Source organism: Streptomyces sp. BE20 (assembly GCF_036322525.1).
Classification (GTDB): domain Bacteria; phylum Actinomycetota; class Actinomycetes; order Streptomycetales; family Streptomycetaceae; genus Kitasatospora.
Window position 1 is genome coordinate 164,088 of the sequence record NZ_JAQYWW010000957.1, and the last position, 22,785, is coordinate 186,872.

Genomic DNA, 22,785 nt, shown 5'->3' on the forward strand with positions numbered 1-22,785 from the left:
CCGCACATTCGACCGGCCGCTACTTCCTCGGAGCTCGGGGGGCAGCCAGGAGGACCCGGGTGGAGGTCGGCGCGGTTCCGGGAGGCGGGAGCGGGGTGTTGCGCAGTCCCGGTGTACTGCTTCGGCGATTGGGCTGTGTGGGCTGGGGGTCTTTCGCGTCCTGGGTGGGCCGCAGTGTCTCGCACTGTTCGGCCCCGGTGAAGGTCTGGGCGAGCAGGGAGCTGGCGTTGACGGTGGAGGGGCTGTCGACGGTGATGTTCTCCACGGTGCTGCTTCCGGCGTCGTCGTCGACGTGCAGGACCCCGTTGGTGCGCACCATGGCGTTCTGCGCGGAGAGGACCAGGATGTCCTTCGGCTTGAGGGTGATCTTGTAGGTCATCTTCTCGGAGGAGGTCTCGGCGAGTTCCGTTCCGGCGGTGAGCCGGAAGGCGGCTTCAAAGGCTCCCTTGATGCCGACGTGCAGTTCGTCCCTGGCCGAGACGGTGCCGGTGGCCTGGGTGGTGGTCGACAGCTGGTTCTGGGCCTCCTTGGCGACTTCGTTCTGGGCGGTGTTGGTCACGGCGGTCTCGGCCTGGGTCTGCGACTGGGCGGAGCTGGTGAACTCGCTGTTGGGACCGGTGTCCTTGGGCGCGGTGTGGAAGGTGTTGCCGCTGCCGTTGGTCTGTGTGCCGGTCACCGTCGCGGCGACCTCGGTAGTGGCGGTGGAGGTGTTGGTGATGGTCTCGGTGGTCTGCTGGGTGACCGATTCCTGCTTCTCCGCCGTGGTGGTGACCTCGGTGGTGTTGTCGACGGTCCCCTCGATGGTGGCCTTCCCCGAGATCTCGCCCTCGATGTTGTCGGTGATACCGGAAGTGAGGGTGACTTCGCGCTCGACGGCCATGTCCTCGTTGGTGCAGTTGACGACCGCGCTGCCGACGTTGGTGACGGCGGTGACGTACTCCGTCGGCCCCGCGGTGACGCGGAAGTTGCAGTCGCTGCGTCTGCAGGCCCGCAGCGCGTCCTTCACCGGGATGCTCTGGCCGTTGCGGAACGCCTTGGCGACGGCGGCTCCGCCCGGCGCGCTGCCGGCCGGTGCGGCGAAGGCGGGCAGTGCGGTGGTGGCCGTCAGCGCCAGGGTGAGGGCACCGGCGCGGGCGGCCATGGCCCGGCGCGTACGGGGGCCAGTGGGGACGGGAGGGTTTTTCGGATGGTGCACGGGGCCTCTCCTCTGAAGCTCGGCTCGATCGGTCGGGTCGTGGGCGAAAGAGCGGGCCGCTGGGTTCACGGCCGGGCGGGGGACAGCTCGGTGAGCCGGGTGTCCCGGTTCTGCGGCGAGGCAGGAACGCGCGGCAGGCCGTCCGGGAGCGGACCGCCGCGGAGCGAACCGCCGCGCAGCGGCCCGGCGGCGGGAAGGGAGCGGGTGCCGCCGTTGTCGGGGGTGACCTTGAGCGGGCGCTCGGTCAGGCAGTGCTTCTTCTCGTCCTGGGTGAGCGGGCCGGTGCGTTCGTAGAGTCGGTCGGGCACCTTGCCGGACGGAAAGTCGAACATCGCGTCGATGGTGATCCCGCCAGGGCTGCGGAAGAGCCCCTCGATACGCTCACGCGCGGGCTGCACCTCGATCCAGCTGGCCTCCCCCGGTTGGACGGCCTGCTCCACCTGCTTGGTGGTGGAACGGGAGGCGGTCAGCGGGTTGGTGGTGTTGGCCAGGCCGGAGTTGCCCTCGTTGCGCTGGAACCCGGCCGCGACCTGCTTGAACATGTTCGGGTTGGCCGACTGCATGCCGGCGTCGTCCTCGCCGGTGTTGGCCGGGTTCTGGTCGGCGGAGTTGGCGTTCCTGACCCGGCCGGCCTCCTGGCTGATGCTGTCGAAGCCCTCCTCGGCCCAGGTGACCGTGCGCCGGTCCACCACCTGGTTGCGGGTGCAGTTGAGGTAGGCGTAGTCCAGGATCCGGTTGCTCCCGTAGAACTGGTAGCTGTACCGGGGGTCGGCGGTGAAGCGGCAGGCGTTGGCGGCAGCCCGGCAGTTCTGGGCGGCCGAGGCCAGGGAGATCTCGTCGACGCCGTTGTAGGCGCTCCACGGCAGCTTGTTCTGCTCGATCCGGTGGTCGATGAAGGCGGCCTGCTCCTCCACGGAGACGGCGGCGAGCAACGGGCCGCAGGAGGCGTCCGGCTGAGGATTGTCCTCCAGCGACTCGAAGACGATCAGCGGGTTGTCCTCGGCCGCGGTGAACTCGAACACCCTGGGGGCCGGCGACCAGGCCCCGGAGCCGACGGTGCCGGCCGCCTTGGTGTACCCGAGGGTGGTGTAGTCCTGGGTGTACTGCACGGTGCGGACGATCTCGCCGGCCGCCCTGGCCGGCTCACCGGCGGCGTCGTACGCCGTCTCGCGGTAGGCACTGACCCGGTACTTCTGGCCGCCCGCCACCTCCGCCGGGCTGCACGAGCCGAGGGTGGAGGCCGAGTCGGAGAACCGGACGCGGACCTGGGCGCCCGCGTTCACGTTCCACAGGCGCTGCCGCAGCCTCCCGGGGCCGTCCGAGTTCAGCGACACCGTCTGAAGCCGCCTGGGGTGGTTGGCGAGGGCAGCCGAGAAGACCTGGAGCCGGGTCGGGTTCGCCCCGTACCAGCCGGTCGGCACCGTCGCGGTCGGGTTGGTGGCGGAGGCGACCGGCGGGGAGGCGAAGTCGGAGTTCTCGACGGCGACGGGCGTCCACGGGTCCTCGGCGGCGGCGGGCGTCGCGGCGAACGCAAGGGAGAGAGCGACGGCCCCGCCGAGTACGTACGAGGCGGGAGTCCTGATCGGTCCGATCGGCACGGGTTCCTCCTGATGGGGCCCGGTACGCCCGCACTGCGTGCTGCGGTGGGCCGCGGCGTGCACGGGCGGCGGGCCGGGCGGGGGCGGCAGGTCACGGGGTGGGGAGCGGGGTGAGCGTTCCACCCGGGGTGGGGCGGGTCTGCTCGCCGTCCTGGTCGGACAGGCCCGGGCGGCAGTTCCAGGTTCTCGGGTCGTACTCGTACTGGTCGGGCCGGTAGGCGCCGGTGTGCTGGGCGGAGATCGCGCACATCTGGCCGGCCGCGGTCTTCGGGTCGGAGTACCGGTCCTTGTTGACGATGCTGTTCACCAGGGCCGAGGTGGACGCCGTGTCCTGCTTGGTGGCCGCACCGTCGGTGGCGTACTTCGCCACACACGGGGCGCTGTCGGGCGGGCAGGCGTCGATGGCCTGCTGGTTGGCGGTCTGCGCGGTGCAGCCGTCCGGCAGCGAGCCGTCCGCGAAGGGCACGCAGGCGTCGGAGTCGGCCACCGGCGGCTTGTCCCCGGAGGGGATCGCGGGCCGCTCCGGCGCGGGGGTACCCGCCGTGGGGACGGCCGGTGAGGGAGTATCCGTCGCCGCCGCAGCGCCCTGGTCGATGCGGACGTTGGACACCAGTGCGCCGAGCACACCGGTCTCCAGTGAGGTGAACCGCAGGATCGGGTTGTCGCCGGCCGCGGTGAACCGGTAGGTGTTGGTGTTCCGCCAGGGTGTGCCGACCGTCGTCCCGGAGAGTGTGGTGAACTGCTCGGCGACGCCGCCCGTGGCGCTCACCTCGTAGCGCCGCTGGGCGGTGTTGCCGTCGTAGCGGTTCGGCGAGTCGTCCCATCGCACGGTGATGACGGCACCGCTCCTGATGTTCTGCAGGGTCTGTGTGAGGTACCCGGTGGCTCCGTCATTGAGATCGAACGCCTGGTAGTAGGACGGGTGTTTGGCCAGGCCGGCGGAATAGAGGTCGCCACTGCCCTCCCAGAAGTCGGGCGCCGCGGTGACGAGCCCCCCTTTCGGGGCCTGTGGCTGGGCCATCGTCCCGTTCACGGCGGTCGGCTGCTCCTGCGCCGCCGAGGCAGTCGGGGCCGTCCCGAGCAGGGCGAGCACGGCGACGGATCCCACGGCGGCGCGTCTGACGGCGAGGGTCCCCGGACGGTGGAGCGGTTTGCCGGTGGTGCAGACCTGCATGGCTCTCCCGGATGATCATCAAAGCGTATATGCCCTTCATATGACAGAAACGACGCTCCATCACATGACACCCCCTACGGATCACCACCGGACGGCTTCTGCCATCCGGCCGGCCTAACACCCCTGGGTCCCGTGCTGCCCGGTGCCGCCGCCGGCCGGCCCAGAGCCCAGAGCCGCGAGGACCAGCGCTGCCGAGCGCCCAGCTGGGCCGGCCGCTTCGGAGAATCGGCGAGACACGCAGGGTGTGCGACAGACTCGCAGCCAGGGGCGACAACCACCAGCCAGAGGCCGCCCTCGAACTGCTCCCGGCACGGCTGTGCCCCGGGGTCTCACATGCTCGTCAAGGGCTGCCGGACAGTAGAGTGCTCCGGCGGGTGATTGGTGGGGCCTCGGTTCGACCCAAGGTTCACGAGCGAGCCCGGCATCAGCCCCTGAGGCACCGTCCGTGGCGTGGCAGACGGACCGGGTTGCGGTGTCGGACTTGAGTTTGAGTGCTTTCGAAGTCCTACGGTCGTGGCAACACCGGACACCACGGGAAGCCTCCGTCTCCGGCACCGGCGTCGCTGAGCGGTTCGCCGGACGGCAGCGGGACTCGCAACGGTGGGGTTCACCGTCAGGGTGAGGACCGGAGGTACGCTCTCCGGTCCGTCCCGGCCATCTCGATCTCCTCAGTCGGTCGCTCCTCCCATCGTGCTGCGCGGGCAGAGGAGGCGCGATCGGGAGCACGTCGGAGCCGCCGACGCGTGCTGCCGTCCCACGCCCGGGCTGCTTCCGGCAGGTCCGGCGCGGTTCGGGCCCTCCCGGGCGGAGGAGACCCGGGAGGTGGGGCCGGTCGGCCCTGGCGGATGCAGCACCCCGGTGGTGCTCTGGAGGCACCCGGGTGCGCGGCGCCGCCGCCGGAGCCGGGCCCGCCGTAGCAGACCGCAGTCACGCTGGTACCTGCCCGCCGACAGCGCCCCGGTCGGCGGCCCACCCGGACGCCGCTCCGAGGCCGGACGACCGGTACCGGTGCGGTCGGCCCGGCGCGAGGGCCGGTCGACCCTCGCGCCGGGTACCACGACCTCCCTAGTGTGGAGCACAGGGCAGGCCGAACTCGTCGTCCTCGGGTCGCGCAGGCTCAGCCGCTTGGAAGAGGTGCTGAGCGCCTCCTCGGTGACCGTCCCGGTGAGTGCCCAGGCCCACTGCCCCGTGGTCGTCGTCCGCGAACCGGAGCATGTCACCCAGCAACCTCCTTACGTGGTGGTCGGCGTGGACGCCAGCCCCTCGTCAGCCGCAGCCGCCGCGATCGACTTCGCCTTCGACCTCGCCGCGCCAAGGCAGGCCGCGCTGCGCACCCTCCTCATCTGGCAGTCGCACCTCGTCGGCCACATTCACGTCGACGAGGAGGCCACCGTCCAGTCCCTGCGGCGGCTGCTGGACGAGGCCACAGCCGGGCGCCGCGCGACGCACCCGGACATCACGCTGACGCACGAGGTGATCCGCGGCCACCCCGTCGAGGAGCTCGCCAAGGCCTCCGAGCACGCGCTCGCCGTCGTGGTGGGGCGCCGTGGACGGGGCGGCTTCACCGGCATGCGGCTCGGGTCGGTCCCGCACGGCCTGCTGCATCGTGCCCACTGCCCGGTCATCACCGTCCCCGCCGTCCCGGTCGGCGGGCGCTGAGGACGACCGCCTCCCGACGGGACCTCGACCGCTCAGCCCCGTCGACCCGGACGGTCGGCGTGCGAACCCGACACGGGCGAACGATGCCGCAAGAGCGCGGGCGCTGCTCGGTGAGGCCGCTGCCGGCCTCTGACCTGCGTCCCGCTCAACCGCGACGGCGCCCGTCAGGTCCGGCCGGTTGGCTTCCCCGCGCGTCCCGAGCAACGCTTGGAAGGGCATCAAGAGAAGGAAATGAGCACGCACACCTCTCCGACGGCTCCTGGCGACATCGCACGGCTCGCGGTTGATGCCCTCAGTTCCGGCGATCTCGACCGGTTCGCCGAACTCGTCCACGAGGACGTCGCCTTCGACATCTTCCCGTTCGGGGAACAGCACGGACGGATTGCCGTGCGGGGCTTCTTCACGGAGCTGCGCGACGCCCTGCCGGACTCTCGATGACCGTGGAGGCCGTCACCGGGGACGCGCAGCCGTCGCGTGGCGGATCACGGGCACGTTCAACGGCACCGGGTTCCAGGGGTTCGAACCGAACGGCCGCGCCTTCGACATCCACGGCGTCGACTTCATGGACGTCGACTCCGGCCGGGTCAGACTCAACCGGGTCGCCTTCGACGGTGCCGAGTGGGCCCGGCGGCTCGGGTTGCTCCCACCCCGGGGTTCGGCTGCCGAGTGCACCGTGCAGGCTGCCTTCAACCTCAGGACACGGGTTGCCCGACGGTGGCACGAGCGTCGGCGCGCGGCAGGTCGACGGCCCGCCTAGAAGGCGCTACCACCATGCCCGGAGTCGCCTGCAGAGGACCGCTCCCCTTCCCATGACTCATTCAACGAGCCTCCGGGCAAAGGGACATGGCCTCGGCAGAGCGTTCTGTTGGCGCCTCTTGAGAAATTCACCCGACCGGCAGATTCACGAACCGGACAGTCGAGCCCCCAGGCCGCCGCCATCAGCTTTCAACGGCCCACGCCTTCGAAAGACAGTTCGCGTTCGACTAATTTTCGCTCACGCCATTCAGTGAACGGTTCGAACCGGACCGGCTTTGCACTCTGCGGGTCGACCGGATCCGATCGTCTCCCTGCCCCATCGATCCGCCGACAAGGCGCCGCACGTCCCCTCACTCGCGGCCGATACGGCGTCCCGTGATCTCGTCAGGACGGATGCGAATCCACAGCGGACGGTCACCACCGGCCCACGGGGTGGTACCGGGGAGCCGCGCCAGCCGCTGCTGTTCGTCAAGGTCCTCCACGTGACGGGCCCGGCCGACGACGAGGACGCTCCAGCCCCGGCTCCCGCGGTCGTCGATGTGGTCCACCTGGAACGAGACCGGCGATTCGTCGGCCGGGGCGGCGGCGCGTGGTGCCGTCCGGTAGACGACCGTCCGGGAGTCCACGGCGTAGTTGACCGGGTAGACCGCCGGTCCTGGCTCTGCGTTCAGGGCTATCCGGCCGATGCCCCGCGAGCCCATCAGCTCCCAGCACTCGGGCTCGGTGAGGTGGAACAGCACCGGCCGCGCGCCGGCGTCGGTCTGGCCCGGTGGAGCGTCGGCACGGCCCTCCAGCAGCACCGGCCACGTGGTGCCGAGCGCGACCGCGATCCGGACGAATGCGGCAGGGTCGAACGCCGGGCCCACCTTCAGCAGATGGCGCAGATACTGCGGTGCCATGGCCGCCTGGTAGGCCAGTTCCTGCTCCGTCAGACCGAGACGGCTGCGGCGGTCTCTGATCCGGCGGGCGACGTCGGCGGGTTCGGCTCGCTGTACGGCGCCAAGGTCAGGGGTGTGGTTCACGGTGGGCTCCTCGGCTCTCGGACACTGCGCGTCACATCGGGACCAGCGCGACCGGCTCGCTCCTCCGGGGCCGCGAAGCAGCGAGGCCGGCTCCGCTCCCGCCTCAAGCGTTCCTCCACACCGGGAACGTCGCCAGGGGAGGGCCGACCGACGTCCCTGCGGCCCGGATCCGCGCCGCCTCCCGCCCGGCGCGGTCCCGCGTCCGCGCCTACGCTGGTCAGTGGCATCGGGCGAGCCGAGGAGGGCCCCTTGGACAGCGCATCGGAGAGTTCCGCCGCTGTCCCGAGGCTGCGACTGGACGAGCTGCTGGACGAGCTTCAGACCAGGTTGGACGCTGCCCGGGGCACCCGTGACCGGGTGCACAGCCTGCTGGAGGCCGTGCTGGCGGTCGGGCGCGACCTGGAGCTCGCCCAGGCTCTGCGGCACATCGTGGAAGCGGCGGTGACCCTGGTGGACGCCGAATACGGCGCGCTGGGCGTGATCGGCGACGACCGGAGGCTATCCCAGTTCATCCCCGTAGGCGTCACCGACGAACAGACGGCGCTGATCGGCGGCCTGCCGGCCGGCCACGGCGTGCTGGGTGAGCTGATCCGCCACCCGCAGCCGCTGCGGCTTGCCCGGATCTCCGACCACCCGGCCTCCTACGGCTTCCCGACCGGGCACCCGCCGATGCGGTCCGCCACCCGACGGCACAGGGGATTCGGGTCCCGCCCCACGGCACGACGGAGATGCCGCCTGAGGGTGGTTCGCGCGGCCGGGCGCACGGTGGTCGTGGATGGCGCCGACATGGCCCGCCTCCTCGTCACCTCGATCGATCCGGCCGGACCGGTGCCACCAGTCTCTCCGGGCACCACCGCCCGGCCAAGGGCCGGACGGTCCACCCGGCCGCCGTCAGGAGCGCCGTCACCCCACGGGACCACCACGACTTCGCGGGGGCGGTGGAGCCCGACCACTGGCCGGCCCTCGGCCGCCTGGTCTTCAGACTGATGGGCGGGCGGTTCGGCGACCACCGGGACTGGGACGACGTCGACCACTGGACCGGATCCGTCGCCCGGGAACTGGCGACCGGCCCGTAACGACGACGCCCCGGCTCCGTGCGACCACGGCCGACCGGACGAGCCCGCCGATCCGGCGGCGGGCGCCGCGCAGGGTCATCCGAGCCGAACCACCGTGGCCGCTCCCGCCCCGCTCGCCGGTTCCGGGCCCCGGTCGGACGAGCCGCCGGGCCGGCGACCGGCACCGCGCCGCACGGGATCCGCCGTCCGGTGTGGCCCGCGTCCTCCACCGCCGACGCACACCCGGCGGCCGCGGTCCTCTCGGCGGCGCGGTCAGGGCCGAACGACCCACGCCTCCAGAGTGCGTGGCGGAGGACGATGGGAGCAGAGGTGAGAGCGATGCACACAGTGATCGTGTACGAGAGCATGTACGGCAACACGCGTGAGATCGCCGAGGCGATCGCCGCAGGCGTCCACGAAGCCGCCCCGGACGCGGCGGTCGACTGCATCCCGGTGGCAGAGGCCGACGCCGACATGACGCGGACCGCCGATCTCCTGGTGGTCGGCGGCCCGACACACATGCACGGCATGTCCTCCGGTCTCAGCCGCAGGATGGCCGCCACGGCCGAGGCGAGGAAGGAGGACCACGAGGACGCCGCTCGGGAGGCCGCTTCGACGGCCGAGGGGCCCGGTCTTCGCACGTGGTTCCACGACCTCCCGAAGACCGAGCCCGGTACCCACGCAGCGGCCTTCGACACACGCGCCGACATGCGGATGAGCGGCGGCGCGGCGGACGCCATAGCGCAACGGCTCTCCCGCCACCACTACGACGTGCTGGCGGAACCCGAGGGGTTCATCGTCGAGGATGCCGACGGCCCCCTGCGGGCGGGCGAACTCGACCGCGCCCGTGCCTGGGGCGCCGGCCTGGTCTGACGGGCCACCGGCCGCCCCGGTCGCGGCGGCCCGACGGGTTCCCCCGGGATGCCGTGGTGGCGATGCGCAGGCTCCCGCACACTGCCCCGCGGTCAGACGACCGCCCAGCCCACCAGCGCCGCGACAACGCCCAGCGCACCCGCTCCGCACAGGGCGCTGACCACGCCCTTGCGAGCGGCCAGCAGCCACAGCAAGGCGCCGGCCAGCACCGCGTACTGCCAGCCGTGCCGCAGCGCCGAGGCGAGGGGAATCGCCGACCCGGCGATCGCACCGATCACAGCGGGTCCGGCCCCCGTGAAGAACGCCTGTACCCGCTCGCTGGCCCGAAGTCCGTCGAAGTGCCGCCCTCCGAAGACCACGAACAGGAACGACGGGCCGAACGCCACCACGGCGGCGAGCAGTCCGCCCCACACTCCGGCAGCCGCGTACCCGACCACCGCGACGGTCTGCACCACCGGGCCCGGCGTGATCTGCCCCAGCGCCACCGCGTTGAGGAACTGGCCGTCACTCATCCAGTGGTAACGGTCGACGGCATCGGCCTGCATCAGCGGGATGATCACGAACCCGCCGCCGTACGACAGTGCACCGACCTTCAACGCCACCCACGCCAACGCCAACGTGCCGCCACCGAGCGCCGGAGCCGCAACGAGCAGCGGCCAGGACACCACCCGACGACCTGGCCCCTGCCTCCCGCGGGTGCGGACGGCGACCTCGGCCAGGCCGGCCGCCAGGAGCACCAGAACCAGCCACGGGCCCGTCAGCGCCGCAGCAGTCCCACCCGCGAGCGCGTACCCGGCCCAACGCACCCGTGCCGGGCGATCCGTCCCCGCGCGCTTCCAACTCGCCGGGGCGAGCGACCAGGCCGCCTGCAGGGCGACCGCCGCCACCGCGGACCCCGCACCGGCGGCTGCCCCTCGCACCCACAGCGGCGGGTTCCCGGACAGGAACAGCGCGGCCAGGGCCAGGATCAGTACAAGGCCCGGCACGATGAAACACACCCCGCCGACCAGCGCGCCGGGCACACCCCGCAGACGCCAGGCCGTGAGGATCGCCAACTGGGTGGAGGCCGGCCCCGGGAGCAGGTTCGTCGCGGTGATCGAGTCCTCGAACTCCGATGCCGCGATCCACCCCCGCCGCTCGACACACAGCTTCCGCAGCAGGGCGATGTGAGTGGGCGGGCCACCGAACCCGATGCAGCCGATCCTTCCCCACTCCCGCGCTATCGTCCCCAACCCAACCCGGACCGCACCCACGCCCCGGTCCTCGTCCGCCGCCACATCCCGCCCATCTCCCACGTCACCGGTACTGCCTCGGTCCGGTGACACTACCGGGGGCGGTTGAACAATCGGTGCCGCCCGGCCTGCCGGTGGAGACCGCCTTGTGACGCCCCGGCTCCCCCGCGCCAATCGCCGCAACTCCCCTGCCATTCCCGGCGCCCCGACGAAACAGGGCCGTCCCGCCCTATCGGAACCGCCCCCGGTCACGCCAGACTTAGCGGAGGTTCACACGCGACCTGCCGCCAGGGCGGGCCCACGGGGAGGTTGGAGTGGTGATGGCGGACAGTCCTGCGGCTGGGGCGCGCGGCCCGGTGAAGGTGTTCCTGCTGGACGACCACGAGGTGGTCCGCCGCGGCGTCCACGACCTGCTGGACGCCGAGCCCGACCTCCGGGTGATCGGCGAGGCCGGCACCGTCGAGCAGGCGCTCGCCCGTGTCCCCGCGCTGCGCCCCGACGTCGCGGTACTCGACATGCGGCTGCCGGACGGCGACGGGGTGACGGTCTGCCGCGAACTGCGCTCCCGCATGCCCGACCTGGCCTGCCTGATCCTCACCTCGTTCGACGACGAGGATGCGCTCCTGGACGCCATCATGGCCGGGGCCTCCGGCTACGTCCTCAAGCAGATCAGTGGTACCGACCTCGTCTCCGCCGTCCGCACCGTCGCCTCCGGCCAGTCGATGCTCGACCCCGGCGCCACCACCCGGCTGATGGCCCGCCTGCGCGGAGACGCCGTCACCGCATCGAGCTCCGGCCTCCCCCAGCTCACCGAGCGCGAGCGGGAGGTCCTGGCGCTGGTCGGCGAGGGGCTCACCAACCGGCAGATCGGCCAGCGGCTCTATCTCGCCGAGAAGACCGTCAAGAACCACATCTCCCGCCTGCTGGCCAAGCTGGGCGTGGAGCGGCGTGTCCAGGCCGCCCTGATCGCCAACCAGACCCTGGCCGACCGCACGCAGCCGACCGGTCGGCCCAACCGCTGAACCGGCCGCCCCGGGACACCCGACCGGGCAGGTCCGGTCGGCAGCGTCACCGGGGACCAACGGCCTCTCCCCCGGCGCCCGGTGCGAAGGCACCATCGATGTCATGACACCTCACTCCACAAGGCTGGACGAGTGGGAATGCCGACGACGCCTCGCCGGCCTCGCGGTCGGCCGGGTCGTCTACACCGTCGGTGCACTGCCCGCCGTTCAGCCCGCCCGCTACAGCCTCGGCGCCGACGGCAGCGTGCTGCTGAGCGCCGGCGCCGAGTCCGAATTGGTCCGTGCGGTATCCGGCGCGATCGTCGCCTTCGAGGCAGGAGAGCTCAACGCTGCCGAAGGCACCGGCTGGAGCGTGACCGTCCTCGGCCGCGCCGACGTCGCGCCGGATCACACGGCGAACGGTCCGACCGACACGGTCACCGTCCGGATCCTCCCCGAACTGGTGAGCGGCCGCCTGTTCCCGTCGACGCGCCCGGCCCGGCCCTGACCGGACCTCGGCACGCCGAACGTCGAACACCCCGCCCGAGAACCGGGTCAGTGCACCAGCGGCACCGACCAGGCCAACCTGGTACCGCCGGCCTCGGGGCTCGTCAGCTCGAAGACTCCCCCCAGGCTCTCGGCTCCTCCAGCAGCTCATCAAGCCTCAACTGCGGGATACGCGACCGAACCTCGTCCCCACCCACGCGGGCCTCCCTCGTCCCCTGCCCCCGGCCGGTCGATTCTGGCAGACCCGCCTTGCGACGTGACAGCACCCGTCCACCCGTTCCCCGCGGATCCGACGACGCTCGGCGGACGAGGTCGTCCGGCCGGCCGGCGGCTTCCGTGCCGGGCAGGCGGACTGCTCTGTCGGAGCTACCGCCCGACGCTCCCGGGTGACCCGGACCGGCCAGGAAGGGCACACGGCTTGCGCCCGCTTCCCCGCACCGCAGTCTGGGTGGTGACCGGCACTTCACCTGGCGCAGGGACGCCAGGTCCTCCTACTCCCGCGCCGGCTCTCCCCGCTCTCCACGCCCCGAAGAGGTGCTCCCCTATGCTTCGTCGCTCAGCGCTCACGTTCACCGCCGCCGGCCTCACCACCGTTCTGCTCCTGCCGTTCTCGGCCACGGGGACCGCCGCCGCGGCGCCGCTCCTCACCACGGTGACCTGCACCGGGCAGTCGCAGATCAGCTACTCGCCTCCCCTCACGAACACGGCCAAGCCCACGGACATCACCGCTCACGGTGACTTCGGTGCCCTGGCAAGCCCGGGGTCGTGCCTCGGCATCGGGGCGTCCGTCACGTCCGCTCACTACGACGAGAGCTTCAGCAACCCGTCCCAGTCCTGTTCCTCGGGCGTCGCCACCCAGAGCGGCACCCGGATCTTCACCTGGGACAACGGACAGACCAGCACCTTCCCGTACACGACCACCCTGACCAGCATCGGCGGGCAGAGCGCGTCGGTCCGCACGGGCACGATCACGGCGGGGCGGTTCGCGGGCCTGCCCGCCGAGCAGATCACCATCGTGCCGAGTCTCGACCCGCTGGCCTGCGCAGGCGCCGGAATCGACCACACCACCTCCCAGACGACTCTCACCGTCGGCCCCTGACCCGGCCCGAGGTGTCCGTCGGCCGGCTCCGGGACGTCACCGGGCACCCGGCAGCAAGCGGGCCGACCGCGACGGAGGTCGCGGCCGGCCCGGGGGCGGATGGTGAGCGGACGTCAGCGGAGCCAGGCGTTGTCACGGACCACCGGTAGCGCCGCCCAGCGGCGGCCGAGGCCCCAGGTGGCGCCGGAGCCGGTCACGGCCAGGACGATGAGGACCAAGGCGTAGAGGACGTGGTAGTCGAGCAGCGGGTTGGTGGATCCGCTCGCGGTGCCGTCGGCCAAGTGGCGGGCGGGCGGCCACTCGGCGGCCCACATCAGGGCGAGCAGAGTCGTGCCCCCGACCGCGGCGATCCGCAGCCCGACGCCTCCGATCAGTGCGAGCCCGAGGCCGAGGAGGCTCAGCATGAACGTCCAGTCCACCCAGGCCTGGCCGGCCAGCGCGTGGAAGGCCTCGCGGAACGGCCCCGCTCCGACGTGGCTCAGGAAGCCCTGGGCGGGTGAGGCTCCGTCGATCCAGGCACGGCCGTCGGAGGTGGCGTAGCCGAGGCCGAAGGTCTTGTCGAGGAAGGCCCAGAGGAACAGCGCCCCGAGCGCCAGTCGCACGGTGGCGAGGGCGGCGGCCGTGGCGGACACGGTGCGGGCGGCGGTCTGCCGGGCGACGGTGCGACGGAAGGTGGTGCGGCGGGGCGTCAGGGGCGCGTGGGCGTGCTGGGTGGCCATGTCGGCTCTCCTCTGCTGGGACGGTTCGGCGGTGGCGGTCCGTTCGAGCCGGTTCGCCGGAGCACCCGGTACCGACTCGGGTCGAGCAGAAGTTCGGGACGCTGTCCGGTCCGGGCGCCCGTGGCCGTCCCGCCCGTGGTGAGGGGCGGCACGGACGGTCGGTGCGCTCGCGGTCCCGGTGTCCACTCGAAGCCTGCGCCCCGGGCACCTCACCGGTCTGCGGGCCGTTGGTCCCGACTGCGGGAACGACAGTCCCGGTGCGGTCGCACTCCCCGCGCGGTATGGCGCGCCGTCGCACTCCGTCGGTCCATCCGGCGCCGGGCGCCGGAGCGGGCGGCCGCGGCCCGCTCCGTCGCGGCCGCTCGGTGGGACGGCGGCGGAGCGACGACGACGACGGCAGCGGCAGCGGCAGCGGCAGCGGCAGCGGCAGCGAACTCGGCACCGGCTTGCCGGGTCTTCGATCGTGAGCGGTGCACAGTGTCTGGGCCACCGCCGTGCAGTCACGGTGAGTGACGGGCTTGCCGACCTGGTTCTGTTCTCAGGGCCGGACAGCGATCAGTCAGTACTGCGCGGCCCTCGTGAAACTGTGAGGGGCGCGGATCGTCGGCTGGTGGGCAGGGCTCTGAACGCCCGCCGGTACGCCTGGGGCGTCGTGCCGAGGTGACGGGCGAAGTGGTGGCGGAGGTTGTCGACGGTACCGAAGCCCGTGCGGTGGGCGATCGCGGTTACTGGGTCGTCCGTGGTCTCCAGGTGGTGCTGCGCGAGCAGGACTCTCTGCCCGGTCAGCCATTGCAGCGGCGTGGTCCCGGTCTCCTGCCGGAAGCGTCGGGCGAAGGTCCGTGGGGAGAGGTGGGCACGGTAGGCCATTGCGTCGACGGTCAGGTCCTGGTCGAGGTTGGCTTCCACCCAGGCCAGGACAGGGGCGAGGGACCCGGTCCCCTCCCGGGGGAGGGGACGTTGGCGGTACTGGTGCTGGCCGCCGTCCCGGTGCGGGGGTGTGACCATGCGGCGGGCGATGGCGTTGGCGACGGCGCTGCCGTGCTCCTTGCGGATGAGGTGGAGGCAGGTGTCGACGCCAGCGGCGGTGCCGGCGCCGGTGATGACCGGGTCCTCGTCGACGTAGAGCACGTCCGGCTCGACCCGGGCACGCGGGTGGCGGCGGGCGAGTTCGTCGGTGTAGCGCCAGTGCGTGGTACAGCGTCGCTCGTCGAGCAGCCCGGCCTCGCCCAGGAGGAAGGCCCCGGTGCAGATGCTCAGGACCCGGGCGCCACGCTTCACAGCAGCCCGCAGTTCCTCGGTCAGGTGGTCCGGCTGGCGCACATTGAGGTCGTAGGCCGGGACGCAGATGAGGTCCGCCGAGGCCAGCCGCTCCAGGCCGTGCCGGGCCCGCACCTCGAAGCCGTGGCGGGTCGGCACGCTGTCGCCGGTGGCCGAGACAAGAGCGAAGTCGTACGCGGGCAGCGCGTCGTCGCTGCGGTCGATCCCGAAGACCTCGCAGAACACGCCCAGCTCGAACGCGTGGGCACCCTGGAGGGCCAGGACGGCGACGTCGTGAAGCACAGAATCCCGATCCCTTCTCACCACGGTGGCAGAAATTTCAGCTTACCTGTCGTTTCTGCCACTCTCAGGTGGGAGCACCGCTCTGGAAGGCTCGCAGGCGTTCATCCATCCCGCGAACAGCTAGGCACAGCGCATGACCACGCAGACCCCCGCCACCAACGCTGCCCTCTCGTCACAGGCTGCCCAAGTCCTCCGTGGGCTCGCGCTCGACGAGGAACTGAAGTGGCGCGTCCCAGGCGACCCGGTCCTGGGCCCTCTGGCCCGCAAAGTTGCGCGGCGGTACGTGGCCGGTGAAACCCTGCCCGACGCCCTGGCTCGGGCGCAGCAGGTCCTGGCCGCAGGCCACCGCGTGAACGTGGAGTACATGGGCGAGAGCTGCCGCGACCCCCGGCGAGCCACGGAAGAGACCGACACGTTCCTCTCCGCGGCCCGTCTGCTGCCACCCGGGTGCTCGATCTCCCTCGACCTGTCCCACATCGGCCTCGCCGTCGATGCGGAGCTTGCCCTTGCCAACGCCTCCCGCCTTGCCCAGGCCACCGCCGACACCGGGCGGGAGATGGTGATCTCGGCTGAAGGCTCCGACCGGACCGACGAGGTTCTTGCGCTGCACCGCACGCTGTGCGAGCGGTTCGACCATGTGGGCATCACCGTCCAGGCACGCCTGTATCGCACCGCAGACGACCTGCCGGAGCTGCTTTCCCGTCCCGGCCGCATCCGCCTGGTCAAGGGCGCCTTCCTCGAATCTGAGGCCATCGCCCACCGGCGCGAGGCTCCGGCCCTGACCGCCGCCTATCTTGCGTATGCGCAACAGTTGGCCGACTCGGGCCATCTGTGCTCCTTCGCCACGCACGACTGGGATCTGATCAACCGCGTTGACCAGCACCTCGGAGGGAAGGGCACCGATTCCGATCCTTGGGAGTTCGAGGCCCTCCTCGGCCTCGGGCCCGACCGCCTCCAAGCCATGGCCGAGCGCGGCCACCCCACCCGGGAGTACATCGTCTTCGGCACGGAGTGGTGGCTCTACGTTTGCAACCGCATCGCCGAAGACCCCCAGCGCCTGCTCCAGGCCCTCGTCGACGCGGCCGCATGACCACCACCTGATCCGGGCCCACGTCATGACGCCTGAGCACACTGCCCTGCGAAGCGCCAGTGACCCGACGGCCAGAGCCGATCCGCCGCAACGACAGCCCCGGGCCGTTGCTGCCTCGCCATCGAGCGCGTGATCATTTCTTCTCCGGGGAGAGATCAAGCAGGAGCCACGGGCTTGCCCAACGAAGCGTCGTTGCTGCTCGGCCTCGACGGGGTGTCCGTCATACGGGTCGAACGGCTTGAGGACGGCACCCGCCGGGTGCATCCGGCCACGGCGGAGGAAGCTGCTCGTGCCTGCCCGGAGTGCGGTGCATTCGCCTGCGGGCCGCGGACCCGGGACCTTCGGCACCGGGGTGGGACTGCTCGGCCCTGTGGCCGGGCCACGGACCGGCGGGACGCTTGTCGCCGGACGGGACCGTGCGCACCGGCGCCACGGCCCGCCCGGGACAAGGGAGGTTGCAATCATGTCGCACGGTGTGGTGGTGGGGATCGACGGTTCGGTGCCCAGCGCTGCGGCGGCCGAGTGGGCCGCCCGGGAAGCCCGGCGATCGGGGCTGGGTCTACGCATCGTCCACGTCGCCGGAACGGAGGCCGACGCCCTGGACCGCGACCTCGGCGGCGGCACCGTGGTCCCTGAGCCGGTGGCGGCGATCCGCGACCGGGTCACGGCCGCGCTGCCCGGGCTGGAGGTGTCGCCGAAGCCCGCGCCCTCTTCGAGGCGCACGGCCTGCACGCCATCTGACGCACCCCGGCCCGGGCACGTCACTCCCGCGCCGTTCGACCTGTCACGGCAGGTGAGCGACACCACCCCGCCGCCTGCACCCGGCTTGCCGGACACACGCCGCCTCCGGTCAACCGACGACGGAGAGGCCCGTATTCGGCACTGCCCGATGCCGCCCGGCACCGCTACGGCGCCCGTGCGAGTAGCCCGGCCGCCGGCGGCCGGGCTACTCGCACGGGCGTAAGGACTTTCGGTGGCCCGGGGAAGACCCAAGGAGGGCGGTCGGATCGCAGTCGCCTGCCGGTCGGCGCCAGTGCGGCGCCGACCGGCAGGCGGTTCAGGACAACCCGCTTCCCCAGCCCCCGCTACCGGGCGGCCCGGTAGGCACGGGGGTGCTCCAACCGGGGCTCGGTGTCGTCCTCGGTCCAGTCGAGGGTGTGGTGGACGGCGACGACACCGTCCACCGCGCGGCAGAGCCGTTCCACGATCGGAACGAGACTCCGTCGCGGCAGGCGGCCGGTCAGGGTGACCACACCGTCCTGGACGATGGCCCGGACGTCCTCGGGGGCGAGCCGGAGGGTCTCGCCCAGCACGTCGTGGACGATCTCCTCGGCAACGGCCCTGTCCTGCCGCAGGAAGACCTGCAGCAGATCGCGGCGGCTGACGATTCCGACCAGGCGGCCGGTCTCGTCCACCACGGGCAGACGCTTGACCCGGTGCTTGTCCATGGCCCGCGCCGCTTCGGCCACCGACCAGCCCGGCCGGGCGGTGACGGCCGGGCTGGTCATCAGCCCACCTGCGGTCTCGGCCTCGGCACGGGCGCGGTCCTTCGTGTCCAGCCTGCGGCCCGGGTAACGGCCCTCCTGGTCCGGCAGCACGGCCGCCTTGCGGATCAGGTCCGCCTCGGAGACCATGCCCATCGGCCGACTCTGGTCGTCCACGACCGGGATCGCGGTGATGTCGTTGTGGTGGCACAGTGCCGCGATCTCCTTGAACGGCGTGCCGGGCCGGGCGGTAACGACCTCGCGGGTCATGACATCGCTGACGCTGCGGTGCTGCATCGTCCTCACTCCTCCCTGGATCGGGCCCGTACGGAGGGCCCCGCCCTCACTCTCCGCGCGCGGGGCGCCTCCGCACAGGGCCGGACGGTCCCTGCCGCCAGGGCCGGTTCGACCCGGGACAACCGGCACCCCGGCATGCACGGAACGGCCGCTTCCCCTCGCCCCGCCGGGCCTGCCCCACCGTCTGCCCGTGCCGATTCGCGTCGTCGGCCCCACCATGGAAGGAGGGATGACGCCCTCGCTCCGGCCCAGCACGGTGGCGGACCCGGCCGGGAGTGGTTGCCGACCCGAACGAGGCCCGGGCTCGGCCGGCCACCGTCTCCCTCATGACCCACGCCCCTACCCTGGAGGGTCCTGTGAGCGGACCGATCGTGGTGGGTTTCGACGGCTCGCCGGAGAGCGTGGCCGCGACCGGATGGGGCGCCCGCGAGGCGCTGCTCCGCGGACTGCCGCTCGTACTCGTCCAGGCCTGGCCGTGGCCGAACACCGACGTCCTCGGCACCGACGACGCGATCAGTTGGAGCCGGGAGCAATTGGCCGCCAAGGAGGCGGAGCTCCGTGCCGTCCTCGCCTCTGGCGCCGAGATCACCTCGGCGCACGTCCGTGAGGATCCGGCCGAGGCCCTCGAAGCGGCCGGCCGGAACGCCACCATGCTGGTCCTCGGCTCGCGCGGGCTGAGCACCGTCCGCGGCTTCCTGGTCGGTTCGGTGAGCCAGGAGGTGCTGCGCCGGGCGAGCTGCCCGGTCGTCCTGGTACGGGCAGAGGCGGACGAGCAGGCGACCGCGTCGCCGGACGCGGCCGACGACGGCGACGTCGTCCTCGGCCTCGACCTCCGGCACCCCTGCGACGATGTCATCGCCTTCGCCTTCGATGCCGCCGGGCTCCGCTCGGTGCAGCTCCGGATCGTCCACGCCTGGGCGCCGCCGATCAGCAGCGAGTACACGGCGCTCGCCGCCGTAGAGAGCATGTACGGGGAGCTGTCCGCCCTCGAACAGCGGCAGCTCACGGACACGCTCGCCCTCTGGAGGTCGCGCTGTCCCCAGGTGACCGTGAACACGGCATTCGTCCACGACAACGCGGCGGCCGGTGTCGTAGAGGCCGCAGCCGGCGCCGGCCTCCTCGTGGTCGGCCGCCGAATTCGACGTTCGCCAATCGGCGCCCACGTCGGCCCGGTCGCACACGCCGCCATCCACCACGTGCAGTGTCCGGTCGCGGTCGTCTCCTACGGCTGAGACCGGACGCGGAGCCACCGGTCGACGGCCATGCCGACTGTCAGGGGGACCTCGCTGACGAGCGGCGGCACCGACAGGGCCGGGAAAGTGAGGACGCAGCCAGGCCGGCGCATCCTCCTTCTCAGCACGCAGACCGGCCACAACGGACGGCTCGCCGCCGTCTGGTGCCTTGGGCCAACGGCACTCGACTGCTTGTGACCACAGACAGTCCTCGACCGTGATCCGCCCCCACCGGGACGACCCTCGCGGCCTGTTCCTCCGGCTTCCCGACCGATGGGCTGCGCCTCCCGACACGCCGTCGGCGTGATCCGCCCCTCCGCGTGCGCCACCGCCGGCCGAACCCGCCCCGCTGCCGTGTCTGTTCACCCAGCGTGATCAGCGCTGCGGCGGAAGCGCCCTCAGTCGAGGTACTGCATGGCGATGCAGCAATGTGCCCCTCCCGCGCACCTCGCCTGCGCCGTCCACGTCGGACGCGGACACTTCCTCTCGCTCACCCACGCCTTCGACGCCGGCCGACCGGAGGGCGAGGACGGGCGCCCGGTCCGGGCGGCGCGGCAGGACGGCAGCGGGCTGTCCAACGCCGTGCGGCGGCCTCGCGACGGCGACGACGGTCTGGGGCTCGCTCATGGTGGACGCTTCCTTCCGGGTGGGTGCGGAGCGCCGAACCGGGCCCGCAGTTCCAGTGGAGACCCGGTACGTCCCGGTGCACCCGTCCTTGACGCGAGGCCTACGCCCCGGCGCCCGTTCTGGGCTGCCGCCCCGCAGCCCCGCACCGCTCCAGGGCGGCGCACCCCGACACCGCGTCGGCGTACGCCGCCCCGTCGACGTGCTCGACCTGCCGGCCGCGCCGGCTACCCGGATCACACTGTCGCCGCGCAACGGCGCGGAGATGCCATGAGGTCCAGACCAATTGACTGATTGGCTGTCAGGAACGTCAGCAAGAGGTCAGCATCGATCCGATCAGCCCCTGTTACACCCAGCCAGAAATGAGGATTGAAGACCCCCTACATTTGCTCCACCGCCGGCGGCATGACTGCTCCGAATCCCCGGAAGTCAACGTTCCAAGCAGGCAGGCCGGACGATACCGCAGCCCGTCCAACACGCGCCTTGCCATCGTTTCCGCAGGTCAGCGAATCCGCCCGCGCGGCTTGAGCGGGATGTTCCCGCCAGGAGGCGGCTTCCTCGAGGAGGGCTTTCGGGTCGTGGCCGGTCTTCTCGGCTTCGGCCAGGGTGGCGGCCAGGGCGTCGTGTTCTCGGGCCGTGCCGGTGAGGTTGTCCGGTTCGCCGAGGGCGGTGCGGATGGTGGCTTCGTGCCGGCGGCGTTCGGGCTCGGGCAGGGCCCGGCCTGCCTCGCGCATCGCCCGCATCGGCGACGTCGCCGCCTGCTGGTAGGCGACGCGCAGGTGGCCGGCGGCCTGGCGGGAGGCTGCTGCCTGCTGGGCGTGTCCCCGGGCGGAGTGCCAGCGGGCGGCGGCCAGGGTGAGCAGGACCAGGGTGGACAGGACCATCGCGGTGGCGCCAGCGTCCTCTCCACGTCCGAGCGCCGACCCGGCGTGGACGATTCCGCGGGCAGCCGAGCGCAGTGCGCGGATGTCGGCGTTCTCGGCCCGGACGTGGCTGCGGGTGGCGCGTTCGAAGGCGCGGGCGGCGTCTCGCAGTTCGGCGCGGGTGGCGGTCGGGGAGGTCTGGGCGAGTGCGTCGAGGAGTTCACCGGCGCCGACGAGTTGGGCGGCGGCCGCGTCGTCACCGTCGCCGAGAACGGAGACGGCTCGGTCGGCGATGGCGGCGGCGTCCCGGCGCTGCCGGGCAGGAGCGGACCGGTCGGTGCCGGAGGAGGCGGTGCGGGGTGCCGCTGTGTCGACGGGGCCGTCGGTCAGACGACGGCGGATCCGCGGGAGGGAGAGGTCGGGCGCGAGGGTGGACCCAGCGAACCAAATCGGCTCGCTGTCACGGTTGCGGTCGCCGGGCAGGGCGACGTTGTAGCCGAGGATGTCGCCGGAGGGGGCGTGGCGGAGCTTCACCCGTAGGCCCGCCTCACGCAGCCGCGAGAAGAACTCTTCTTCGCCGGCTGCTCCGGCGACGGCCTGGCGGACGGCTTCGCACAGGGTTTCGCGTGGGGTCTCGGTGCGGCCCGTGCGCTCGGCCTTGGAGCGTTCCTGGCTGGTGGGGGTCTTGGCGGCGGTGCCGTCGCCGGGGGTGAGCCGGCGCAGGCCGTAGTCCTCCTCGATTCGGCGGGCCTCCGCCTGGGCCTTGCGCTTGTCGAAGGAGAGGCCGGCGAGGCGGCCGTCCTGGCGGACGAGGGTGGCGGCGATGTGGATGTGGTCCTGCGCGTGGCGGACGGCGACCCAGCGGCAGGCGGTGGTGTCGCCGGTGGGGGCGATGCCGGTGGCGTGGACGATGCGGCGGGCGATGGTCGCCCAGTCGTTGTCGTCGAGGTGGCGGTCGCCGGGGTCCGCGCGGACCGAGCAGTGCCAGATGGTGGTGTCCGGGGCGCGGTCGCCGATGGCCTTGACGGGCTGGTCGAGTTGGCCGGCGAGCTGGGCGACCGTGTGGTGGGCGTTGCGGCCTGGGTCGGGAGCGAAGTTGTTCCAGGAGGCGACGACGTGCTGGTCGGTGTGTTCGTCGCGCTTGCCGGGGCCGAAGAGGTAGCGGATGAGGCCGTAGGTGCCTCCGGTGCCGGTGCGGATCTTGGGGATCACCGGCGAACCAGCCAGTCGACCGCCTGGTCGACCGCGTCGATGGAGGCTTCGACGCGGGCCAGGAGTTGCCGGAGCTCGGCTGCGGGCTGGCCGCCAGCGTTGAGGAAGTGGGCGACCTGATTCAAGTTGTTGCCAATGCCGCCGAGTTGGCGGTTGGACTCCATGAGTTCCTGGATGCCTCGACGGTAGTCGGCGACGGCAGCGTTCGGGTCCGCGCTCGTGGCGGCGGCGACCGCGGCAGCGGCGGTGTAACCGCCAGGGGCGAGGCCGGCCTGCTGGGCTGCGTGCTGAAGGAGGGACCACTCGGGATCGCTGAAGCGGGGGCAGGTGCGGTTGGTTCGCGGGACGGGCTGGCGAAGGCGGCGGCCGGTGGCGGCGGGTATGGCTTCGGCCGACAGCAGAATCTGTTGTTCCTCCCCCTTCGTCGGCGCCCCTGGGCCGACTCCCCGGTCGGTGGCAGGCCCCCCTGGGTCTGCCACCGGCTGGGGAGCCCTCGCCCCCTTCGGGGCGGGGGCGGGGTAAGGACTCCTTAC

20 protein-coding genes and 1 pseudogene are annotated in these 22,785 nt (G+C 72.2%); 11 read left to right on the forward strand and 10 right to left on the reverse strand.

The window, feature by feature from the left end; all coding sequences use genetic code 11:
- Positions 1-19: 19 nt before the first annotated feature.
- The 3 genes from PUR61_RS24385 to PUR61_RS24395 all read right to left on the reverse strand — a co-directional run bounded on the left by PUR61_RS24385 (position 20) and on the right by PUR61_RS24395 (position 3,967).
- Complete coding sequence (locus tag PUR61_RS24385) at positions 20-1,141, reverse strand: hypothetical protein (RefSeq protein WP_329881510.1); 1,122 nt, start codon at positions 1,139-1,141, stop codon at positions 20-22.
- Positions 1,142-1,260: 119 nt separating this feature from the next.
- Positions 1,261-2,793 carry a hypothetical protein gene (locus PUR61_RS24390; protein ID WP_329881511.1) on the reverse strand — a complete coding sequence of 511 codons (1,533 nt, stop codon included), beginning with the start codon at positions 2,791-2,793 and terminating at the stop codon, positions 1,261-1,263.
- A gap of 91 nt (positions 2,794-2,884) precedes the next feature.
- Complete coding sequence (locus tag PUR61_RS24395; RefSeq protein ID WP_329881512.1) at positions 2,885-3,967, reverse strand: hypothetical protein; 1,083 nt, start codon at positions 3,965-3,967, stop codon at positions 2,885-2,887.
- Between the two features lie 1,134 nt (positions 3,968-5,101).
- Between PUR61_RS24395 and PUR61_RS24400 the strand changes: the two genes are divergently transcribed.
- From PUR61_RS24400 to PUR61_RS45500, 3 genes are all read left to right on the forward strand, one after another.
- Positions 5,102-5,626, forward strand: coding sequence for a universal stress protein (locus tag PUR61_RS24400; RefSeq protein WP_443035230.1), 525 nt, complete (start codon positions 5,102-5,104; stop codon positions 5,624-5,626).
- Positions 5,627-5,857: 231 nt separating this feature from the next.
- On the forward strand, positions 5,858-6,064 hold the full coding sequence (locus PUR61_RS24405) for a nuclear transport factor 2 family protein (RefSeq protein ID WP_329881514.1): 207 nt from the start codon (positions 5,858-5,860) through the stop codon (positions 6,062-6,064).
- Positions 6,009-6,383, forward strand: coding sequence for an ester cyclase (locus tag PUR61_RS45500; RefSeq protein ID WP_443035227.1), 375 nt, complete (start codon positions 6,009-6,011; stop codon positions 6,381-6,383). Before PUR61_RS24405 ends, PUR61_RS45500 begins: the two co-directional genes overlap by 56 nt.
- A 349-nt stretch (positions 6,384-6,732) precedes the next feature.
- Here PUR61_RS45500 and PUR61_RS24410 read toward each other — a convergent pair whose 3' ends face one another.
- Positions 6,733-7,404 (reverse strand): pyridoxamine 5'-phosphate oxidase family protein, encoded by a 672-nt coding sequence (locus tag PUR61_RS24410; protein ID WP_329881515.1) that lies wholly within the window; start codon positions 7,402-7,404, stop codon positions 6,733-6,735.
- A gap of 249 nt (positions 7,405-7,653) precedes the next feature.
- On the opposite strand from PUR61_RS24410, the pseudogene PUR61_RS24415 reads away from it, so the two are divergent.
- Together PUR61_RS24415 and PUR61_RS24420 are read left to right on the forward strand one after the other, a co-directional pair.
- A pseudogene (locus PUR61_RS24415) lies at positions 7,654-8,082 on the forward strand (GAF domain-containing protein); the annotation flags it as partial.
- A 716-nt stretch (positions 8,083-8,798) separates the two neighbouring features.
- On the forward strand, positions 8,799-9,332 hold the full coding sequence (locus tag PUR61_RS24420; protein WP_329881516.1) for a flavodoxin family protein: 534 nt from the start codon (positions 8,799-8,801) through the stop codon (positions 9,330-9,332).
- A gap of 92 nt (positions 9,333-9,424) precedes the next feature.
- Here the strand turns inward: PUR61_RS24420 and chrA are convergent, their stop codons facing one another.
- Positions 9,425-10,585: a chromate efflux transporter gene (gene chrA / locus PUR61_RS24425; protein ID WP_329881517.1), complete on the reverse strand. Its 1,161-nt coding sequence runs from the start codon at positions 10,583-10,585 to the stop codon at positions 9,425-9,427.
- Positions 10,586-10,884: 299 nt separating this feature from the next.
- On the opposite strand from chrA, the gene PUR61_RS24430 reads away from it, so the two are divergent.
- From PUR61_RS24430 to PUR61_RS24440, 3 genes are all read left to right on the forward strand, one after another.
- Positions 10,885-11,586: a response regulator transcription factor gene (locus PUR61_RS24430; protein ID WP_329881518.1), complete on the forward strand. Its 702-nt coding sequence runs from the start codon at positions 10,885-10,887 to the stop codon at positions 11,584-11,586.
- Positions 11,587-11,689: 103 nt separating this feature from the next.
- On the forward strand, positions 11,690-12,073 hold the full coding sequence (locus PUR61_RS24435; RefSeq protein WP_329881519.1) for a pyridoxamine 5'-phosphate oxidase family protein: 384 nt from the start codon (positions 11,690-11,692) through the stop codon (positions 12,071-12,073).
- A gap of 543 nt (positions 12,074-12,616) precedes the next feature.
- Positions 12,617-13,171, forward strand: a complete 555-nt coding sequence (locus PUR61_RS24440) for a hypothetical protein (protein ID WP_329881520.1) — start codon at positions 12,617-12,619, stop codon at positions 13,169-13,171.
- A gap of 113 nt (positions 13,172-13,284) precedes the next feature.
- Here the strand turns inward: PUR61_RS24440 and PUR61_RS24445 are convergent, their stop codons facing one another.
- Entirely contained in the window at positions 13,285-13,890 is a 606-nt protein-coding gene (locus tag PUR61_RS24445; protein WP_329881521.1) for a hypothetical protein, read from the reverse strand.
- A gap of 555 nt (positions 13,891-14,445) precedes the next feature.
- On the reverse strand, positions 14,446-15,450 hold the full coding sequence (locus PUR61_RS24450) for a GlxA family transcriptional regulator (RefSeq protein ID WP_329881522.1): 1,005 nt from the start codon (positions 15,448-15,450) through the stop codon (positions 14,446-14,448).
- 133 nt (positions 15,451-15,583) lie between these two features.
- On the opposite strand from PUR61_RS24450, the gene PUR61_RS24455 reads away from it, so the two are divergent.
- Together PUR61_RS24455 and PUR61_RS24460 are read left to right on the forward strand one after the other, a co-directional pair.
- Positions 15,584-16,540, forward strand: coding sequence for a proline dehydrogenase family protein (locus PUR61_RS24455; protein ID WP_329881523.1), 957 nt, complete (start codon positions 15,584-15,586; stop codon positions 16,538-16,540).
- A gap of 463 nt (positions 16,541-17,003) precedes the next feature.
- Positions 17,004-17,504 carry a universal stress protein gene (locus PUR61_RS24460; RefSeq protein ID WP_329881524.1) on the forward strand — a complete coding sequence of 167 codons (501 nt, stop codon included), beginning with the start codon at positions 17,004-17,006 and terminating at the stop codon, positions 17,502-17,504.
- Between the two features lie 121 nt (positions 17,505-17,625).
- Here PUR61_RS24460 and PUR61_RS24465 read toward each other — a convergent pair whose 3' ends face one another.
- Positions 17,626-18,321 carry a CBS domain-containing protein gene (locus tag PUR61_RS24465; RefSeq protein ID WP_329881525.1) on the reverse strand — a complete coding sequence of 232 codons (696 nt, stop codon included), beginning with the start codon at positions 18,319-18,321 and terminating at the stop codon, positions 17,626-17,628.
- Positions 18,322-18,647: 326 nt separating this feature from the next.
- Between PUR61_RS24465 and PUR61_RS24470 the strand changes: the two genes are divergently transcribed.
- Positions 18,648-19,553, forward strand: coding sequence for a universal stress protein (locus tag PUR61_RS24470; protein ID WP_329881526.1), 906 nt, complete (start codon positions 18,648-18,650; stop codon positions 19,551-19,553).
- Positions 19,554-20,557: 1,004 nt separating this feature from the next.
- Here the strand turns inward: PUR61_RS24470 and PUR61_RS24475 are convergent.
- Positions 20,558-22,252, reverse strand: a complete 1,695-nt coding sequence (locus PUR61_RS24475) for a relaxase/mobilization nuclease domain-containing protein (protein ID WP_329881527.1) — start codon at positions 22,250-22,252, stop codon at positions 20,558-20,560.
- Positions 22,249-22,731: a MobC family plasmid mobilization relaxosome protein gene (locus tag PUR61_RS24480; protein ID WP_329881528.1), complete on the reverse strand. Its 483-nt coding sequence runs from the start codon at positions 22,729-22,731 to the stop codon at positions 22,249-22,251. The genes PUR61_RS24475 and PUR61_RS24480 overlap by 4 nt, the downstream gene beginning before the upstream one ends.
- Between the last annotated feature and the right edge of the window lie 54 nt (positions 22,732-22,785).

What these genes read in the sequence shown, in the direction of transcription:
- PUR61_RS24385 (WP_329881510.1), bottom strand. Translation starts at nt 1,141, where the DNA reads ATGGCCGCCCGCGCCGGTGCCCTCACCCTGGCGCTGACGGCCACCACC.
- PUR61_RS24395 (WP_329881512.1), bottom strand. Translation starts at nt 3,967, where the DNA reads ATGCAGGTCTGCACCACCGGCAAACCGCTCCACCGTCCGGGGACCCTC.
- PUR61_RS24405 (WP_329881514.1), top strand. Translation starts at nt 5,858, where the DNA reads ATGAGCACGCACACCTCTCCGACGGCTCCTGGCGACATCGCACGGCTC.
- PUR61_RS24420 (WP_329881516.1), top strand. Translation starts at nt 8,799, where the DNA reads ATGCACACAGTGATCGTGTACGAGAGCATGTACGGCAACACGCGTGAG.
- PUR61_RS24430 (WP_329881518.1), top strand. Translation starts at nt 10,885, where the DNA reads ATGGCGGACAGTCCTGCGGCTGGGGCGCGCGGCCCGGTGAAGGTGTTC.
- PUR61_RS24435 (WP_329881519.1), top strand. Translation starts at nt 11,690, where the DNA reads ATGACACCTCACTCCACAAGGCTGGACGAGTGGGAATGCCGACGACGC.
- PUR61_RS24440 (WP_329881520.1), top strand. Translation starts at nt 12,617, where the DNA reads ATGCTTCGTCGCTCAGCGCTCACGTTCACCGCCGCCGGCCTCACCACC.
- PUR61_RS24445 (WP_329881521.1), bottom strand. Translation starts at nt 13,890, where the DNA reads ATGGCCACCCAGCACGCCCACGCGCCCCTGACGCCCCGCCGCACCACC.
- PUR61_RS24455 (WP_329881523.1), top strand. Translation starts at nt 15,584, where the DNA reads ATGACCACGCAGACCCCCGCCACCAACGCTGCCCTCTCGTCACAGGCT.
- PUR61_RS24460 (WP_329881524.1), top strand. Translation starts at nt 17,004, where the DNA reads ATGTCGCACGGTGTGGTGGTGGGGATCGACGGTTCGGTGCCCAGCGCT.
- PUR61_RS24465 (WP_329881525.1), bottom strand. Translation starts at nt 18,321, where the DNA reads ATGCAGCACCGCAGCGTCAGCGATGTCATGACCCGCGAGGTCGTTACC.
- PUR61_RS24470 (WP_329881526.1), top strand. Translation starts at nt 18,648, where the DNA reads ATGACCCACGCCCCTACCCTGGAGGGTCCTGTGAGCGGACCGATCGTG.